Raw genomic sequence first — 14389 nt, 5'->3', positions numbered from 1 at the left:
GCCCCCATGGAATTCTGGGGAAGGGAACGGCTCCTGCGCGGGACGCTTCGGCCTGTCCAGGCCAGCATACTGGGCTTGGTATGGGGGAGCATACTGTTTCTCGCCAGCTACTTCGTGTCGGGCGCGATGTGCTTCTCAGCTCTTGCCGTGGCGCCGCTTGTTGTTGCCGCATACGTGGATTCGATACGGCATCTATTGCCAGATCCGCTTCTTGCCGTCGCGGCGTGCATGGTTCTGTTTGGGGGCATCCTCGACGGGCGCCTAGGGCTCGAATCTGTGCTTGCCGCGGCGTGTGGGTTGGTAGTGGGATATGCGGCTAGCTTGGTCACCTCTCTGGGGCGTGGCGACGCGAAACTTTTGGGTGTGTTAGGGCTTTGGCTCGGAGTGGACCTCGTATTGGCGCTACTTATAGCGGTAATTGGCGCAGGACTATGGTCAGGGTTTCTCCTGCTGACCCGGCGCGCCACAATGGCAACTGCCCTCCCGCTTGGCCCGTGGCTGGTGGGCGGGGCAACCTGCACATTTATCGGCTGGCCAACCTAGCCGCGCACGCTTGTTCATATGAGTTTCGCGCCACCCCTATTTATAGCTAGAATCTCCGTAAATATTCATTGGGGTGCAGGGGCGGGAAACCGCCGTGCGAGGGTGTGTCGCATTTTGCAAAGGAACTCCATATGTCTGTTCTTTCCCTTGAACAACGCGCGTCTTCTCTTGAAGCTCTTCAAGACGGCGAATACGACGTGCTGGTTGTGGGCGGCGGCGTCACGGGCGCCGGAATCGCGCTCGATGCAGCCTCCCGCGGGCTTCGCACAGCCGTGATCGAAGCCCAAGACTGGGCATCAGGAACCTCTTCACGTTCCTCCCGTCTGGTCCATGGTGGCCTGCGCTACCTCTATAATCTCGACTTCAAACTTGTAGCCGAGGCCCTGCGCGAACGGGGCAACCTCCTCACCACCATCGCGCCTCATCTCGTTGAAGCCCAGCCCTTCTTGTGGCCGCTCAAGACACCTGTGATCGAACGCGCCTACTCCGCTGTTGGTGTGGGTATGTACGACGCTCTAGCAGTTGCTGGCGCAGGCGGGCACAAGACGGTTCCCATCCAGCAGCACCATACGAAGAAGGGCGCACTCAAGCGGTTCCCGGAGATTAAGCCCTCGGCTCTGAACGGTGCGATCGAATTCTATGACGCCCGTGTGGACGACGCCCGACTAGTCATCACCCTTATTCGTACGGCCTTGTCCTATGGTGCCGAAGCTGCCAGTCGCACGCGTGTACACGAGTTCCTCAAGGATTCTCGCGGGCACGCAGCTGGTGTGGTTGCCACCGATTTGGAGACTGGCAATGAGATCACGGTCCACGCCAAGCGTGTCATCAACGCCACGGGGATCTGGACTGAGGAAACACAGGACATGGCAGGAGGCACGGGCGGCCTCAAGGTTCTTGCGAGCAAGGGCGTGCATATCGTCATTCCGCGCGAACGCTTCACGGCGCAGACGGGTATCTTCCTGCGCACGGAGAAATCAGTCCTGTTCATCATTCCGTGGCAGCACTACTGGGTGATTGGCACTACCGATACTGCTTGGCACGAACAGCTCAAGCATCCGGTGCCAACTAGTGAAGACATCGATTACATCTTGGAGCAGGCGAACAAGATCCTTGATCGTCCTCTTACTCGCGAGGATATCATCGGCACCTATGCTGGCTTGCGCCCGCTTCTACAGCCGAAGGTCTTGGACGAATCGAAGTCCACAAAGGTATCACGGGAGCACACCGTGACTGAGGTTATTCCGGGCATGGTGGCAATCGCGGGAGGCAAGCTCACAACCTACCGCGTCATGGCCGAAGATGCCGTTGACTTTGCGCTAGGCGAGGAGGAAGCAAAACGCCGGCCATCGGTGACGTCTAGCCTGCCATTAGCCGGTGCAGCCGGCTATCAGGCTGCCGTCAATCAGTCGGAGCGCCTAGGCGCCAAGTACGGCTTCGACGCAGATCGCATGAAGCATCTGCTCTCACGTTACGGCAGTGAGATTGGTGAGGTCCTTGCCACAATCGATGAAGATCCCACACTTGCCACGCCACTCGAAGCGGCACCGCAGTTCATCCGCGCGGAGGTCCATCGGGCCTGCACCGTGGAGGGCGCGTTGCATCTTGAGGACATCTTCGTCGCTCGTGTTCGGTTGAACTCGGAGGCGCGTGATCGCGGCGGCGCAGCAGTAGATGAGATTGCAGAGATCGCGGCGGCTGCTTTGGGATGGAGTGCCGAGCAGACCGAAGCAGAGAAGGATAACTACCGCGCAAGGATCGCTTCGGAGCTTGCCGCCGAGGCGCAAAGCAACGACGCGGCGGCGTCTGCTGAGCGTACGCAGGCACCCGACATCGTCGGTTAACTATACAATCGGGGCATGTTGCGTTGGAGTACTGCTGGAGAATCCCACGGACGTGCCCTGATTGCCCTCTTGGAGGGCGTCCCGGCCGGCGTGCACCTCACCAGTGAGGAGGTGCGCGCCGCGCTGGCACGGCGCCGGGCCGGGTATGGGCGCGGCGCCCGCCAAAAGTGGGAGCAAGACGAACTCACCGTGTTATCCGGGTTTCGGCACGGCGTGTCAATAGGATCGCCGGTGGCACTGGAGATTGCCAACTCAGAATGGCCGAAGTGGGAGACCGTGATGTCTCCCGATCCAGTGCCCAGAGAGTCCTTGCTTATCGATGCCGGAACGGGCGACGAACGAGAGGTGGCTCGCAATCGCCCGCTCACCAAGCCCCGCCCGGGTCACGCTGACCTGACGGGAATGAACAAGTATGGGTTCGACGATGCTCGGCCAGTCCTAGAGCGTGCCTCGGCACGCGAAACTGCCGCACGCGTGGCGCTCGGTGCCCTTGCGGGCGCCATCAATAGTGAAGTTGCGGGAATCAACGTGGTATCCCACGTGGTTTCGCTCGGTCAGGCAGAAGATACCTCCGGATATCTTCCAACTCCCGAAGATTCAGAGGCTTTGGACGCTTCTCCCGTGCGATGTCTCGATCCGGACTCGGCCCAACAGATGATCGACACGGTTGATGAAGCCAAGAAGGCGGGGGACACGCTTGGCGGGGTTATCGAGGTAGTGCTCTACAACGTTCCGACTGGACTGGGCACCTATGCCACTCCATTCGGGCGGCTGGATTCTCAGCTCGCAGCGGCCATGATGTCCATTCAGTCCGTTAAGGGAGTGGAGATCGGCGACGGCTTCACAACTGCCCGCCGCCCAGGAAGCGCCGCTCACGATGAGATCGTCCGCGAGGACGGCCGCGTTCACCGTGTAACTAATCGAGCTGGCGGCATTGAGGGCGGCATGTCTAACGGTGAGCCTATCCGCGTGCGTGTGGCACTTAAGCCGATATCCACCGTACCGCGTGCGCTTCGCACGATCGATACTGAAACAGGTGAAGCTGCAACAGCCTTGCACCAGCGCAGTGACACCACTGCGGTGGTTCCCGGTGCCGTGGTGGCCGAGGCAATGGCATCGTTGATCGTTGCCGACGCACTCACACAGAAGTTCGGCGGAGATTCAGTGACGCAGATGCAATCGGCACTAGCTTCCTATATCGGATCCATCCCGGAGGTGCGTAAGTGAGCGTCAAAGCTGTGTTCGTGGGTATGCCCGGTTCGGGCAAATCAACTGTGGGGCGGAACGTTGCCCGCCAGCTGGGCACCGAGTTCCGGGATTCGGATGCGCTGATTGAGGAAACGACGGGACGTACGATCCCTCAGATCTTTGAGGATGGAGGCGAATCCGGTTTCCGGGATATTGAGGCCGCTGTGATCCAAGAGGCGCTTGATGGTTACGACGGCGTGCTCTCCCTCGGAGGAGGCGCCGTTCTCACCGAATCCACGCGCGCCGCGCTCAAGGGACATCCCGTGTTCCTCATAGATGTTGCCCCCGAAGAGCTATTGCGCAGAGTGACGAAGTCCCGCACAGTGCGCCCACTCTTGGTTGATGATCCGGAGCTTCGTCTTCGCGAACTGCGTGAACAGCGCGAGCATCTGTATCGCGAGGTTGCCCGCCATACTGTCTCCTCCGATGAAACACCCGTCGCTGGCGTGGTTGCCGCCGTTTTGGAGGTGCTTGCGTGATTATCCTTGTGGGCCCTCCGGGCAGCCTTGCCCCCGAGGTGGCGGCCGAGCTATCCCAGCTGACCGGGCAGGAATTCGCCGATGCACAGGTGGCGATAGACCGGCTTGTGGGTGGAACGGGGCCGGACTCCTACACGGAGGAGCGCGCCCGATCAGTGGAGCACGATGTTGCATTCGCAGTTCTCTCCGAGCTCACGCCCGATGAGAATCGAATCCTTGCGTTAGGATCCGGGTGCCTTGGCAACTCACGGGAGGATGCGGATTTCGCCGATGTTCGTACGTTGCTGGCCCGCTTGAACGAAGCGGGTGCGTCCGTTGTACACCTTACCGCTAGCCTCAAGGCACTGTCCCATCGAAACGGTCTTGACGGGCCTAGGCTAGCGGCAGTTACCTCGCCTCGTCGCATCTTCTTTACACAGATGACTGCGCGTGCACCGCTCTATGAGCAGGCATCCTCAATCACCATCGATACGTCGGACCGGACGCCTAGCGACGTGGCCGAGGAAGTTCTAGGACGCGTTTCATAATGGCGATGTCCCGATTGCTAGTAAAGACGCGGTATTCTATACACGGTATAAAACTGATCAGATGGGAATTCGTGTGGCAACCACAAATGAGCTAAAGAACGGCATGGTCCTGCGTATTGAAGGCCAACTCTGGAGCATTGTTGAGTTCCAGCACGTCAAGCCTGGCAAAGGCCCCGCCTTCGTCCGTACCAAGATGAAGAACATCCTGACGGGTAAGACTGTGGATCGTACGCTCAACGCCGGTGTCAAGGTTGAGACCGCTACCGTTGATCGCCGCAATATGCAGTACCTGTACAACGATGGCACGGACTACATCTTCATGGATATGGACGATTACAACCAGATCCCCGTTGCTCCTGAGCTAGTGGGTGAAGCTGCAAACTTCCTCCTCGAGAATCAGGAAGTGATCGTTGCTTCCAACGATGGGCAAGTGCTCTTCGTTGAGCTTCCGGCCTCCGTTACCCTTACCGTGACCTACACTGAGCCCGGCCTTCAGGGTGATCGTTCATCTGCTGGCACGAAGCCGGCCACGCTGGAGACCGGCTACATCGCCCAGGTCCCCCTGTTCATCAATCAGGATGACAGGATCAAGGTAGATACACGCACTGGCGATTACATCTCGCGAGTAACAGAGTAAATGGCACGAACAACACAGAGGCGTCGGGCGCTCGACGTCATTTTTGAGGCGGATGAGAGGGAACTCCTCGATGAGGAGGGCGTTCTTAGCCTTCTCGAAGAGCGTCAGTTGGTATCAACGGCTCAGGTGCCAATCGGAGAGTTCGGATCTCAGATTGTGCGCGCCTACGCGAGCGACATGATCAACGTTGATACCCTCATTGAGGCCGCGAGCGAAGATTGGGCGCTCGACCGTATGAACACGGTGGATCGTTCAATCCTCCGCCTCGGTACCGCAGAGCTTACGGTTCTGCACACCGAACGCGCCGCAGTGGTATCGCAGTGGGCAAGCATCGCCCGAGAGCTTTCTACAGACCGCTCAGTAGGGTTTGTGATGGGAGTTCTCAACAAGGTGGCAGATATTCGCGCACGCGAAACACATAACTGAATAATCCTGTCCTTTAATCCCCGTCCTGTGAGGCGGGAAAGGAGGCCCTTGTGGCACAAATATTGGATTCTGCTGATATCTCGAGATCGCTTCGGCGTATCGCATATGAGATTATCGAGCATAACAAGGGAGCTGAAAACATCATGCTCCTGGGCATCCCCACACGCGGGGTGCCACTGGCGAAGCGATTGCACGATACGCTGGCCGAGGTAGGAGGCAATGCCCTACTGGGCACCCTCGACATCACGATGTACCGTGATGATCTTCGCTCTCAACCCACCCGTGGCCTCGGCCCAACCGTGATTCCTGAGAGTATAGATGGAAAAATCGTAGTCCTTGTAGATGACGTACTCTTCTCCGGGAGAACGATTCGCGCGGCACTAGAGGCTCTCTCGGATCTGGGCCGGCCGCAGGCAGTGCAACTGGCAGTCCTTGTAGATCGGGGACATCGCGAGCTACCCATCCGAGCCGATTATGTGGGCAAGAACCTGCCCACATCTACCAGTGAGCGCGTGATGGTCACCCTCTCTGAAACCGATGATACTGACGGTGTTCGGATTGAGGAGGACTAACATGAAGCACCTACTCGATATCAAGTCCCTGTCTAACGAAGAGATCATGACGCTGTTAGATACGGCCGAGGCCATCGCTGCCACGCAGGCGCGCACGATCAAGACACTGCCGGTCCTTCGTGGCCACACTTTGGCAACAGTTTTCTTCGAGGACTCCACTCGTACCCGTCTCTCCTTTGAGACCGCGGCCGAGCGGCTTTCCATGGACGTCATCTCCTTCTCCGCGAAGGGATCGTCCGTTTCCAAGGGAGAATCTCTCAAAGATACCGCTCAAACCCTGGTCTCGATGGGTTCTGAGGCGCTCATCGTCCGCCACAACGCCTCGGGCGCGCCCCGACGGCTGGCCACCGCGGGCTGGGTGGATGTCCCAATCCTCAATGCCGGAGACGGCACCCACGCCCACCCGAGTCAGGCACTTCTGGATGCCTTCACGATTCGGCGCCACTTCATCGATGATCCGCTTGGGAAGGACCTTCAGGGGATAAACGTGGCAATCGTTGGAGATATCCTGCATTCGCGTGTGGCGCGTTCGGACGTCAGTCTACTTAACCGGCTGGGAGCAAACGTCACTCTTGTTGCCCCTCCCACGCTCCTCCCGATGGGGATTGAGACGTGGCCATGCGCCGTATCATTCGATTTTGACGAGGTTCTGGCCACCCAACCGGACGTTGTCATGATGCTGCGCATCCAGCACGAACGTATGAACTCGGGCGGCTTCTTCCCCTCAGCGAAGGAGTACCAGCGTGCCTATGGCCTTGATGCCAAGCGCCTAAAGAGCGCCGGTGAACAAGCACTCGTGATGCACCCCGGGCCGATGAATCGAGGCCTGGAGATAACTGCCGAGGCGGCGGATTCCCCACAGGCCGTGGTAACCGAACAGGTGACTAACGGAGTTTCAATCAGAATGGCCGCGCTCTATTTGCTGCTGGCGCATGGCGAGGAGATTTCAGCATGAGCAACTACATCATCCGGGGCGCAGACGTTCTTGGAAACGGACCAGTTGATATCCGCATCGCTGATGGCATCATTCAGGAAGTTGGACGAAACCTTGGGGCGGGTGACGCCACAGAGGTAAATGCCGAGGGTCTCATCGCCCTGCCGGGCCTTGTCGATCCACACACGCACTTGCGTGAGCCAGGCCGCGAGGATCAGGAGACCGTCCTGTCGGGGACGCGTGCGGCGGCCGCCGGTGGGTACACCTGCGTGAACGCTATGCCCAACACCAACCCGGTTCAAGACAACGCGGCGGTTGTAGAGCAGGTGCTTCGCATGGGTGTGGATGCTGGATACGCGGACGTTCGCCCGGTTGGAGCGGTTTCGCGCGGGCTTGCGGGTAAGCAGCTTGCTGAGTTGGGTGCGATGGCCGAATCTGCGGCCCAAACACGGTATTTTTCGGACGACGGAAAGTGCGTATCTGATCCGGTGCTCATGCGGCGGGCGCTGGCATATGTGAAGACCTTCGACGGTGTGATTGCTCAGCACGCTCAGGATCCTGACCTGACAAAGGGCGCGCAGATGCACGAAGGCGAGGTAGCTTCCGAACTCGGGTTGGCTGGCTGGCCCTCGGTTGCCGAGGAATCTATCGTGGCCCGCGATTGCCTATTAGCAAATCACGTGGGTTCGCGTGTGCACATCCTGCACTTGTCCACGCGTGGTTCGGTGGAGATTGTCCGCTGGGCTAAGAAACGGGGTTTTCCAGTCACGGCAGAGGCCACCCCGCATCACATGAGCCTCGATCACACCGAGGCACGGTCATACGATCCGCGATTCAAGGTGAATCCGCCTCTGCGCACTCAGGACGATGTCCAGGCACTGCGGGAGGGTATCGCCGATGGAACGATCGATGTGATCGGTACGGACCATGCGCCGCACGCCATCGAGGAGAAGGACGTGGAGTGGGACGCCGGTGCTAACGGAATGATTGGGCTGGAAACCGCGCTCTCGATCGTGAACGAATCGCTCGTGGAAACGGGTATCTGCACGTGGGAGGATATTGCTCGGCTCATGAGTTTTGAGCCGGCGAAACTGTGCCAGAACGCGGGCCAGGGCCGGCCAATAGAGGCGGGCGAACCAGCCAACATCTGCCTGTTCGATCCCTCCACAAAGCGCACGGTCCACGCCGCAAACCAGTATTCAAGCGCTAACAACACTCCGTGGGAGGACCGCGAGGTGGCCGGCACCGTCCAGTACACCTTCCTTCGCGGCAAACCCACGGTATGGCAAGGCAAGCTAAAGGAGATGCAGTGAGAGAACCAGCTCTGATCGTTCTTGAAGATGGAACGGTTTTCCGCGGGCATGCCTATGGGGCTCGTGGCCGGGCCCTCGGAGAGGTTGTTTTCTCCACGGGCATGACCGGGTATCAAGAGACCTTCACGGATCCTTCCTATCATCGCCAGATCATTGTGATGACCGCCCCGCACATTGGCAACACCGGTGTCAATATGGAAGATCCCGAATCCACGCAGATTTGGGCGGCCGGGATTGTTGTGCGTGACCCCGCGCGCAGAGCATCTAACTGGCGAGCCACTGGCACGCTTGATGAGGAACTCGTTAACCAGAAAGTTGTGGGTATCTCAGACGTTGATACCCGGGCCCTCACCCTTCATCTGCGTGATCGGGGAGTGATGCGCGCCGGAATCTTCTCGGGTGGCGCATTACCTGCCGGTGCCGAAAACAAGAACCCTGCGGCAGTGGAGGTGCTCGTGGATATCGTGCGTGCCGAGCCATCCATGGCCGGCGCGAATCTGGCCCGCGAGGTCACCACATCGGAAACCTACACTGTAGAACCTGAAGGCGAGCCATTGGCAACAGTTGTGGCCGTTGACCTAGGTATCAAGGCGCGAACGCCGTCGCGACTTGCCCAGCGCGGAGCACGGGTGATTGTTGTTCCTCAATCGGTCACTTTCGCTCAGATCGAAGCTCTTAATCCAGACGGTGTTTTCTTCTCAAATGGGCCGGGTGATCCGGAGGCATCCGAAGCGGAAGTGGAGCTTCTGCGTCAGGTGCTTGACGCTGGATACCCGTTCTTCGGCATCTGCTTCGGAAATCAGCTCCTAGGGCGGGCCTTGGGCTACGGAACCTACAAGCTCGAATACGGGCACAGGGGAGTGAACCAGCCGGTTCTTGACCGGGCCACCGGCAAGGTGGAAATCACCGCGCATAACCACGGGTTCGCCGTTGATGCGCCAACTACTGAGGCATCGCTCGCGCCCTTCAACAACGGTCAATACGGCAACGTCGAAGTATCACACATCGGCCTGAATGATGGCGTTGTTGAGGGACTGAAGTGCCTCGATATCCCAGCGTTCTCTGTCCAGTATCATCCTGAGGCCGCAGCGGGACCGCACGATGCTGATTACCTCTTCGACCGTTTTATTAAGCTGATGGGGGCCAACTGATGCCACGACGTCAAGACATTTCCTCCGTTCTAGTCATCGGCTCCGGTCCGATCGTTATCGGTCAAGCCTGCGAATTCGACTACTCAGGTACCCAAGCCTGCAAGATCCTGCGCCAAGAGGGACTGCGAGTAATCCTCGTTAACTCAAACCCCGCCACGATCATGACTGATCCGGAGATGGCCGACGCCACGTACGTTGAGCCGATCACGCCCGAGTTCGTCGAATCTGTGATCGCGAAGGAACAGCCCGACGCACTCCTGCCCACACTTGGCGGCCAGACGGCGCTGAACACAGCGATGGCCCTCGAAGAATCCGGCGTGCTGGAACGCTACGGTGTTGAACTGATCGGTGCTCGCGCCGAGGCCATCACCAAGGGCGAGGATCGCGACGAGTTCAAGAAAGTCGTGGAGAAATGCGGCGCTGAATCCGCACGATCGATCATCTGCCACACGTTGGCTGATTGCCACGCCGCGGCTGAAGATCTCGGATATCCTCTGGTGGTGCGCCCCTCCTTCACGATGGGCGGGCTCGGCTCAGGTTTTGCTTATACCCCCGAGGATCTTGACCGTATCGCGGGCCAAGGCCTGCACTACTCCGCAACCACTGAGGTACTCCTAGAAGAGTCCATCCTCGGATGGAAAGAATACGAGTTAGAGATCATGCGCGATCAGGCGGATAACGTCGTCGTCGTCTGTTCTATCGAGAACGTAGATCCGGTGGGCGTACATACCGGGGATTCGATCACGGTGGCCCCGGCCCTGACCCTTACGGACAGGGAGTACCAGAAACTCCGAGACATCGGAATCGCGATTATTCGGGAAGTGGGCGTGGATACGGGCGGATGTAATATCCAATTCGCCGTGGACCCGGCAACCGGGCGAATCATCGTTATCGAAATGAACCCGCGCGTCTCGCGCTCTTCGGCACTGGCTTCTAAGGCGACGGGCTTCCCGATCGCAAAGCTGGCGGCGCGCTTGGCTCTCGGCTATACGCTGGACGAGATTCCGAACGACATCACGCAGTCCACGCCAGCCTCCTTCGAGCCAACGCTCGACTACGTGGTGGTCAAGGTTCCGCGGTTCGCGTTCGAAAAGTTCCCCTCGGCCGATCCGGTACTGACCACCACGATGAAATCCGTGGGCGAAGCAATGGCCATCGGTCGCAACTTCTCCGAAGCCCTTCAAAAGGCTATGCGATCCATTGACAAGACGGGATCCGTCTTCACTTGGGGCGAGAAGCTGGTGGGGGATGAGCTGACTAAGCTCATCGCCGATGCCGCAATCCCCACCGATGGGCGGCTGGGTCAGGTTCAGCAGGCGCTCTATTCCGGGGCAAGCCTGGAGCAACTTTTCGATTCAACGAAAATCGATCCGTGGTTCTTGGACCAAATCTGCCTCATCAACGAGGTTGCCGAGGAGATTGCATCCAGCCCCACGCTGGACGAAGACTTGCTGGCCCACGCGAAGCGACACGGTTTTTCGGACGCTCAGATCGCACAGATTCGCGGGCTGGGAGAAGAAACCGTGCGGGAAATTCGCCGCTCCTACGGTCTGCACCCCGTTTTCAAGACGGTAGATACGTGCGCGGGTGAGTTCGCGGCGAAGACCCCGTATCACTACTCCAGCTACGATGAATCGAGCGAGGTGCGCCCGCGCGAGCGCGAGGCGATCATCATTCTTGGCTCCGGTCCAAACAGGATTGGGCAGGGCATCGAGTTCGATTACTCGTGCGTGCACGCCAGCCAAACGCTGGCCGATCACTATGAAACCATCATGGTGAACTGCAATCCCGAAACCGTCTCCACTGATTACGACATCTCGGATCGCTTGTACTTCGAGCCACTCACACTTGAGGATGTGCTGGAAGTGTACGAAGCCGAGAAGGCTGCCGGGCCAATCGCCGGAATGATCGTTCAGCTGGGCGGGCAGACCCCGCTCTCGCTTGCCAAGGACCTTCAAAACGCTGGAGTTCCCATTATCGGGACGCCTCCCGAGGCCATCGATGCAGCCGAGGATCGCGGTTTGTTCGGGGGCGTGTTGGCAAGCGCTGGGCTGGATGCGCCGGCCTACGGCACGGCCACCACGGACGAGCAGACGACCGAAATCGCCAATCGCATCGGGTATCCCGTGCTGGTTCGCCCCTCGTATGTGCTGGGCGGGCGGGGCATGGAGATCGTCTACTCGGAAAACCAGCTTCATGACTATCTGGGGCGGCACGAGGATTCCCGCACCGATGCCTCCCGGCGCAAGGCGCCGCTTCTGGTGGATCGCTTCTTAGACGCAGCTACGGAGATTGACGTGGATGGGCTGTATGACGGCAATGAGCTGTTCCTTGGTGGCGTCATGGAGCACATCGAGGAATGCGGTATCCACTCTGGGGATTCCGCGTGCGTGCTACCTCCCATCACCCTTTCCCAATCAGTCATGGAGCGGATCCGTGCGGCCACCGAGGCCATCGCAGACGGTGTGGGCGTTCGAGGGCTCCTCAACATCCAGTTCGGGCTAATGAACGATGTCTTGTACGTAATCGAAGCCAATCCGCGCGCTTCGCGTACTGTTCCGTTCGTGTCCAAGGCCACCGGAGTGCCGCTGGCGCGGGCAGCGTCTTGGGTGATGGCCGGGCGTTCCATCGCTGACCTTCGCGAAGAAGGCATATTGCCGGATCACGACGCCACGGTCCTAGATCTACGCGCGCCGATGGCCGTGAAGGAAGTGGTGCTGCCCTTCAAGCGGTTCCAAACCAAGACCGGCGGGATTGTGGATACGATCTTGGGGCCGGAGATGCGCTCCACGGGCGAAGTCATGGGCTTCGATGCCACGTTCCCCGTAGCGTTCGCGAAGGCACAGATGGCAGCCTACGGTGGGCTGCCGCACGAAGGTACGATCTTTGTTTCGCTGGCCGATAACGATAAGGGTTCGGCTATCCATCCGATCCTGTACTTGGTGGAACACGGCTTCGAGGTGTTCGCCACCGAGGGGACCGCATCGGTGCTCACCCGCTACGGGATTCCCGCCACGACTGTGCGCAAGGAATCCGAAGGTATAGGGCCAAACGGTGAGCCCACGATCGTGGATCTGATCAACTCGGGGGCTATCGACATGGTGCTGAACACCCCCGGGACGCGAGAGGCCCGCCGTGACGGTTATGCGATCCGTGCGGCAACTACTGCCGCGGACAAGCCAATCATCACAACCGTCAAGGAGTTCGCAGCGGCCGTACAGGCCATGGCGGCCTCCGGGCGCGAACCTCTGGGCGTCAAGAGCCTCCAGGAATGGACGGAGGGGAGATGAACTTCGGTGAGAGGCTAGCCCTGCGGATGGACGATCTTGGGCCCGTGGCCGTTGGGATCGATCCTCACGCGGGTCTCTTGGATTCATGGGGACTGCCCGATACTGCCGCTGGAGTGCGGGAGTTCGGGTTGCGCACTGTCGACGCGCTCTGGGAACGGGCGGCGGCCTTCAAGCCGCAGTCCGCGTTCTTTGAGCGGCATGCGGCGGCCGGCGTGGCCGCCCTTGAAGATGTCATGGAGCACTGCCGCCAATCGGGCGTGCCAACCATTCTGGACGTTAAGCGCGGCGATATCGGATCCACCATGGACGGTTATGCCGATGCCTACCTGTCTGGGCCGTTGCGGGCCGATGCGATTACCATTTCGCCCTACCTCGGACCCGGTTCGCTTGAGGCCACGGCGCGGCGCGCGGCTGCGGGCGGGCAAGGACTTTTCGTCCTTGCCCTCACCTCAAATCCGGAAGGCGCGCAACTCCAGCACGTTGGGGGAAAGGGAGCCAGCGTTGCCGGAGAAGTGATTCGGTCCGTTTCTGCGTGGAATCAAGCTCTCGCACCAGGTGAGGTGGGGCCGTTTGGCTTAGTTGTTGGCGCCACGATCGGGGGCGCTGCCCGCGAACTCGGGATTGATCTAGGGGGATTTCCCGGGATTTATCTGGCTCCGGGTGTCGGCGCGCAGGGCGCGAGCGGTAGCGACGTACGGGAAGTCTTTGGGAATGCAAGAGTGCTGGCTTCGGCTTCGCGCTCGATTCTTGGTGGTGGGCCTTCGGAAGAGGGGCTACGCCAGGGGCTGGCGCGCACGCTGGATTCCGTAGGGGGCTAAGATAGGCGGCATGGTTCAGTCTCATCGCGTCTTCCTCTTGGCGGGTCCCTCTGGCGTTGGAAAGGGAACCGTGCTCGCGGAACTGCGGGCAAGGGATCCTGAATGCTGGATTTCTGTATCTGCCACGACTCGGCCACCGAGACCGGGAGAGATCGATGGGGTGCACTATCATTTCGTGACAGACGCTCAGTTTGACGAGCTCGTGGCCGGTGGCCAGATGCTCGAATGGGCGATCGTTCACGGCAAACACCGGTACGGTACCCCTCGCGAACCTGTAGAGCAGGCCGTGCGCGATGGGCATATTGCAATCTTGGAACTTGATCTCGATGGAGCGCGGCAGATTCGTAAGTCGATGCCGGAGGTCTTCCAAGTATTTCTCAAGCCACCCTCGTGGGAGGAGCTTGTGCACCGGCTGCGCGGGCGGGGGACTGAATCGGAGGAGCAGATTGCTCGCCGGATTCAGACTGCTCGCGTGGAAATGGCGGCCGAAAGTGAATTTGACGCCACCGTGGTGAACAATTCCGTGTCCGGTGCCACGGATGAGCTGCTCCACATCATGGGGATAGACCAGTAGAATATAGGCTTGCACGCCGAATGAAGAGGTAAC

General features: G+C 59.5%; 14 protein-coding genes. All 14 read left to right on the top strand.

Going from position 1 to position 14389, the window contains the following annotated elements:
- Positions 1-6 precede the first annotated feature (6 nt).
- A complete protein-coding gene (locus DD236_RS05970) occupies positions 7-543 on the top strand; it encodes a prepilin peptidase (protein WP_109093480.1) in 537 nt (178 codons plus the stop codon).
- A gap of 131 nt (positions 544-674) precedes the next feature.
- The gene (locus DD236_RS05965; RefSeq protein WP_109093479.1) at positions 675-2387 is read left to right on the top strand and encodes a glycerol-3-phosphate dehydrogenase/oxidase; all 1713 of its coding nucleotides are present in this window, start codon (positions 675-677) and stop codon (positions 2385-2387) included.
- 15 nt (positions 2388-2402) lie between these two features.
- Positions 2403-3614 carry a chorismate synthase gene (aroC, locus tag DD236_RS05960; RefSeq protein ID WP_109093478.1) on the top strand — a complete coding sequence of 404 codons (1212 nt, stop codon included), beginning with the start codon at positions 2403-2405 and terminating at the stop codon, positions 3612-3614.
- The gene (locus DD236_RS05955) at positions 3611-4114 is read left to right on the top strand and encodes a shikimate kinase (protein WP_109093477.1); all 504 of its coding nucleotides are present in this window, start codon (positions 3611-3613) and stop codon (positions 4112-4114) included. The genes aroC and DD236_RS05955 overlap by 4 nt, the downstream gene beginning before the upstream one ends.
- Positions 4111-4641 carry a shikimate kinase gene (locus DD236_RS05950; protein ID WP_109093476.1) on the top strand — a complete coding sequence of 177 codons (531 nt, stop codon included), beginning with the start codon at positions 4111-4113 and terminating at the stop codon, positions 4639-4641. Before DD236_RS05955 ends, DD236_RS05950 begins: the two co-directional genes overlap by 4 nt.
- Before the next feature lie 73 nt (positions 4642-4714).
- Positions 4715-5278 carry an elongation factor P gene (efp, locus tag DD236_RS05945; RefSeq protein ID WP_109093475.1) on the top strand — a complete coding sequence of 188 codons (564 nt, stop codon included), beginning with the start codon at positions 4715-4717 and terminating at the stop codon, positions 5276-5278.
- Positions 5279-5704, top strand: a complete 426-nt coding sequence (locus DD236_RS05940; protein WP_109093474.1) for a transcription antitermination protein NusB — start codon at positions 5279-5281, stop codon at positions 5702-5704.
- Between the two features lie 50 nt (positions 5705-5754).
- Positions 5755-6276 (top strand): bifunctional pyr operon transcriptional regulator/uracil phosphoribosyltransferase PyrR, encoded by a 522-nt coding sequence (pyrR, locus tag DD236_RS05935; protein ID WP_109093473.1) that lies wholly within the window; start codon positions 5755-5757, stop codon positions 6274-6276.
- 1 nt (position 6277) lies between these two features.
- On the top strand, positions 6278-7231 hold the full coding sequence (locus tag DD236_RS05930; RefSeq protein WP_109093472.1) for an aspartate carbamoyltransferase catalytic subunit: 954 nt from the start codon (positions 6278-6280) through the stop codon (positions 7229-7231).
- On the top strand, positions 7228-8523 hold the full coding sequence (locus DD236_RS05925) for a dihydroorotase (RefSeq protein ID WP_109093471.1): 1296 nt from the start codon (positions 7228-7230) through the stop codon (positions 8521-8523). The genes DD236_RS05930 and DD236_RS05925 overlap by 4 nt, the downstream gene beginning before the upstream one ends.
- The gene (carA, locus tag DD236_RS05920; protein ID WP_109093470.1) at positions 8493-9674 is read left to right on the top strand and encodes a glutamine-hydrolyzing carbamoyl-phosphate synthase small subunit; all 1182 of its coding nucleotides are present in this window, start codon (positions 8493-8495) and stop codon (positions 9672-9674) included. The genes DD236_RS05925 and carA overlap by 31 nt, the downstream gene beginning before the upstream one ends.
- Positions 9674-12964 (top strand): carbamoyl-phosphate synthase large subunit, encoded by a 3291-nt coding sequence (carB, locus tag DD236_RS05915; RefSeq protein ID WP_109093469.1) that lies wholly within the window; start codon positions 9674-9676, stop codon positions 12962-12964. The genes carA and carB overlap by 1 nt, the downstream gene beginning before the upstream one ends.
- Entirely contained in the window at positions 12946-13782 is an 837-nt protein-coding gene (gene pyrF, locus DD236_RS05910) for an orotidine-5'-phosphate decarboxylase (protein ID WP_109093468.1), read from the top strand. Before carB ends, pyrF begins: the two co-directional genes overlap by 19 nt.
- A gap of 10 nt (positions 13783-13792) precedes the next feature.
- Positions 13793-14356: a guanylate kinase gene (gene gmk, locus DD236_RS05905; RefSeq protein WP_109093467.1), complete on the top strand. Its 564-nt coding sequence runs from the start codon at positions 13793-13795 to the stop codon at positions 14354-14356.
- The last annotated feature ends 33 nt before the right edge of the window (positions 14357-14389 follow it).

The sequence above is a fragment of the Ancrocorticia populi genome, assembly GCF_003123745.1.
Lineage (GTDB): Bacteria > Actinomycetota > Actinomycetes > Actinomycetales > Actinomycetaceae > Ancrocorticia > Ancrocorticia populi.
Note: the sequence above shows the minus strand (reverse complement) of the source record. Positions and strands in the feature narration are given on the sequence as shown.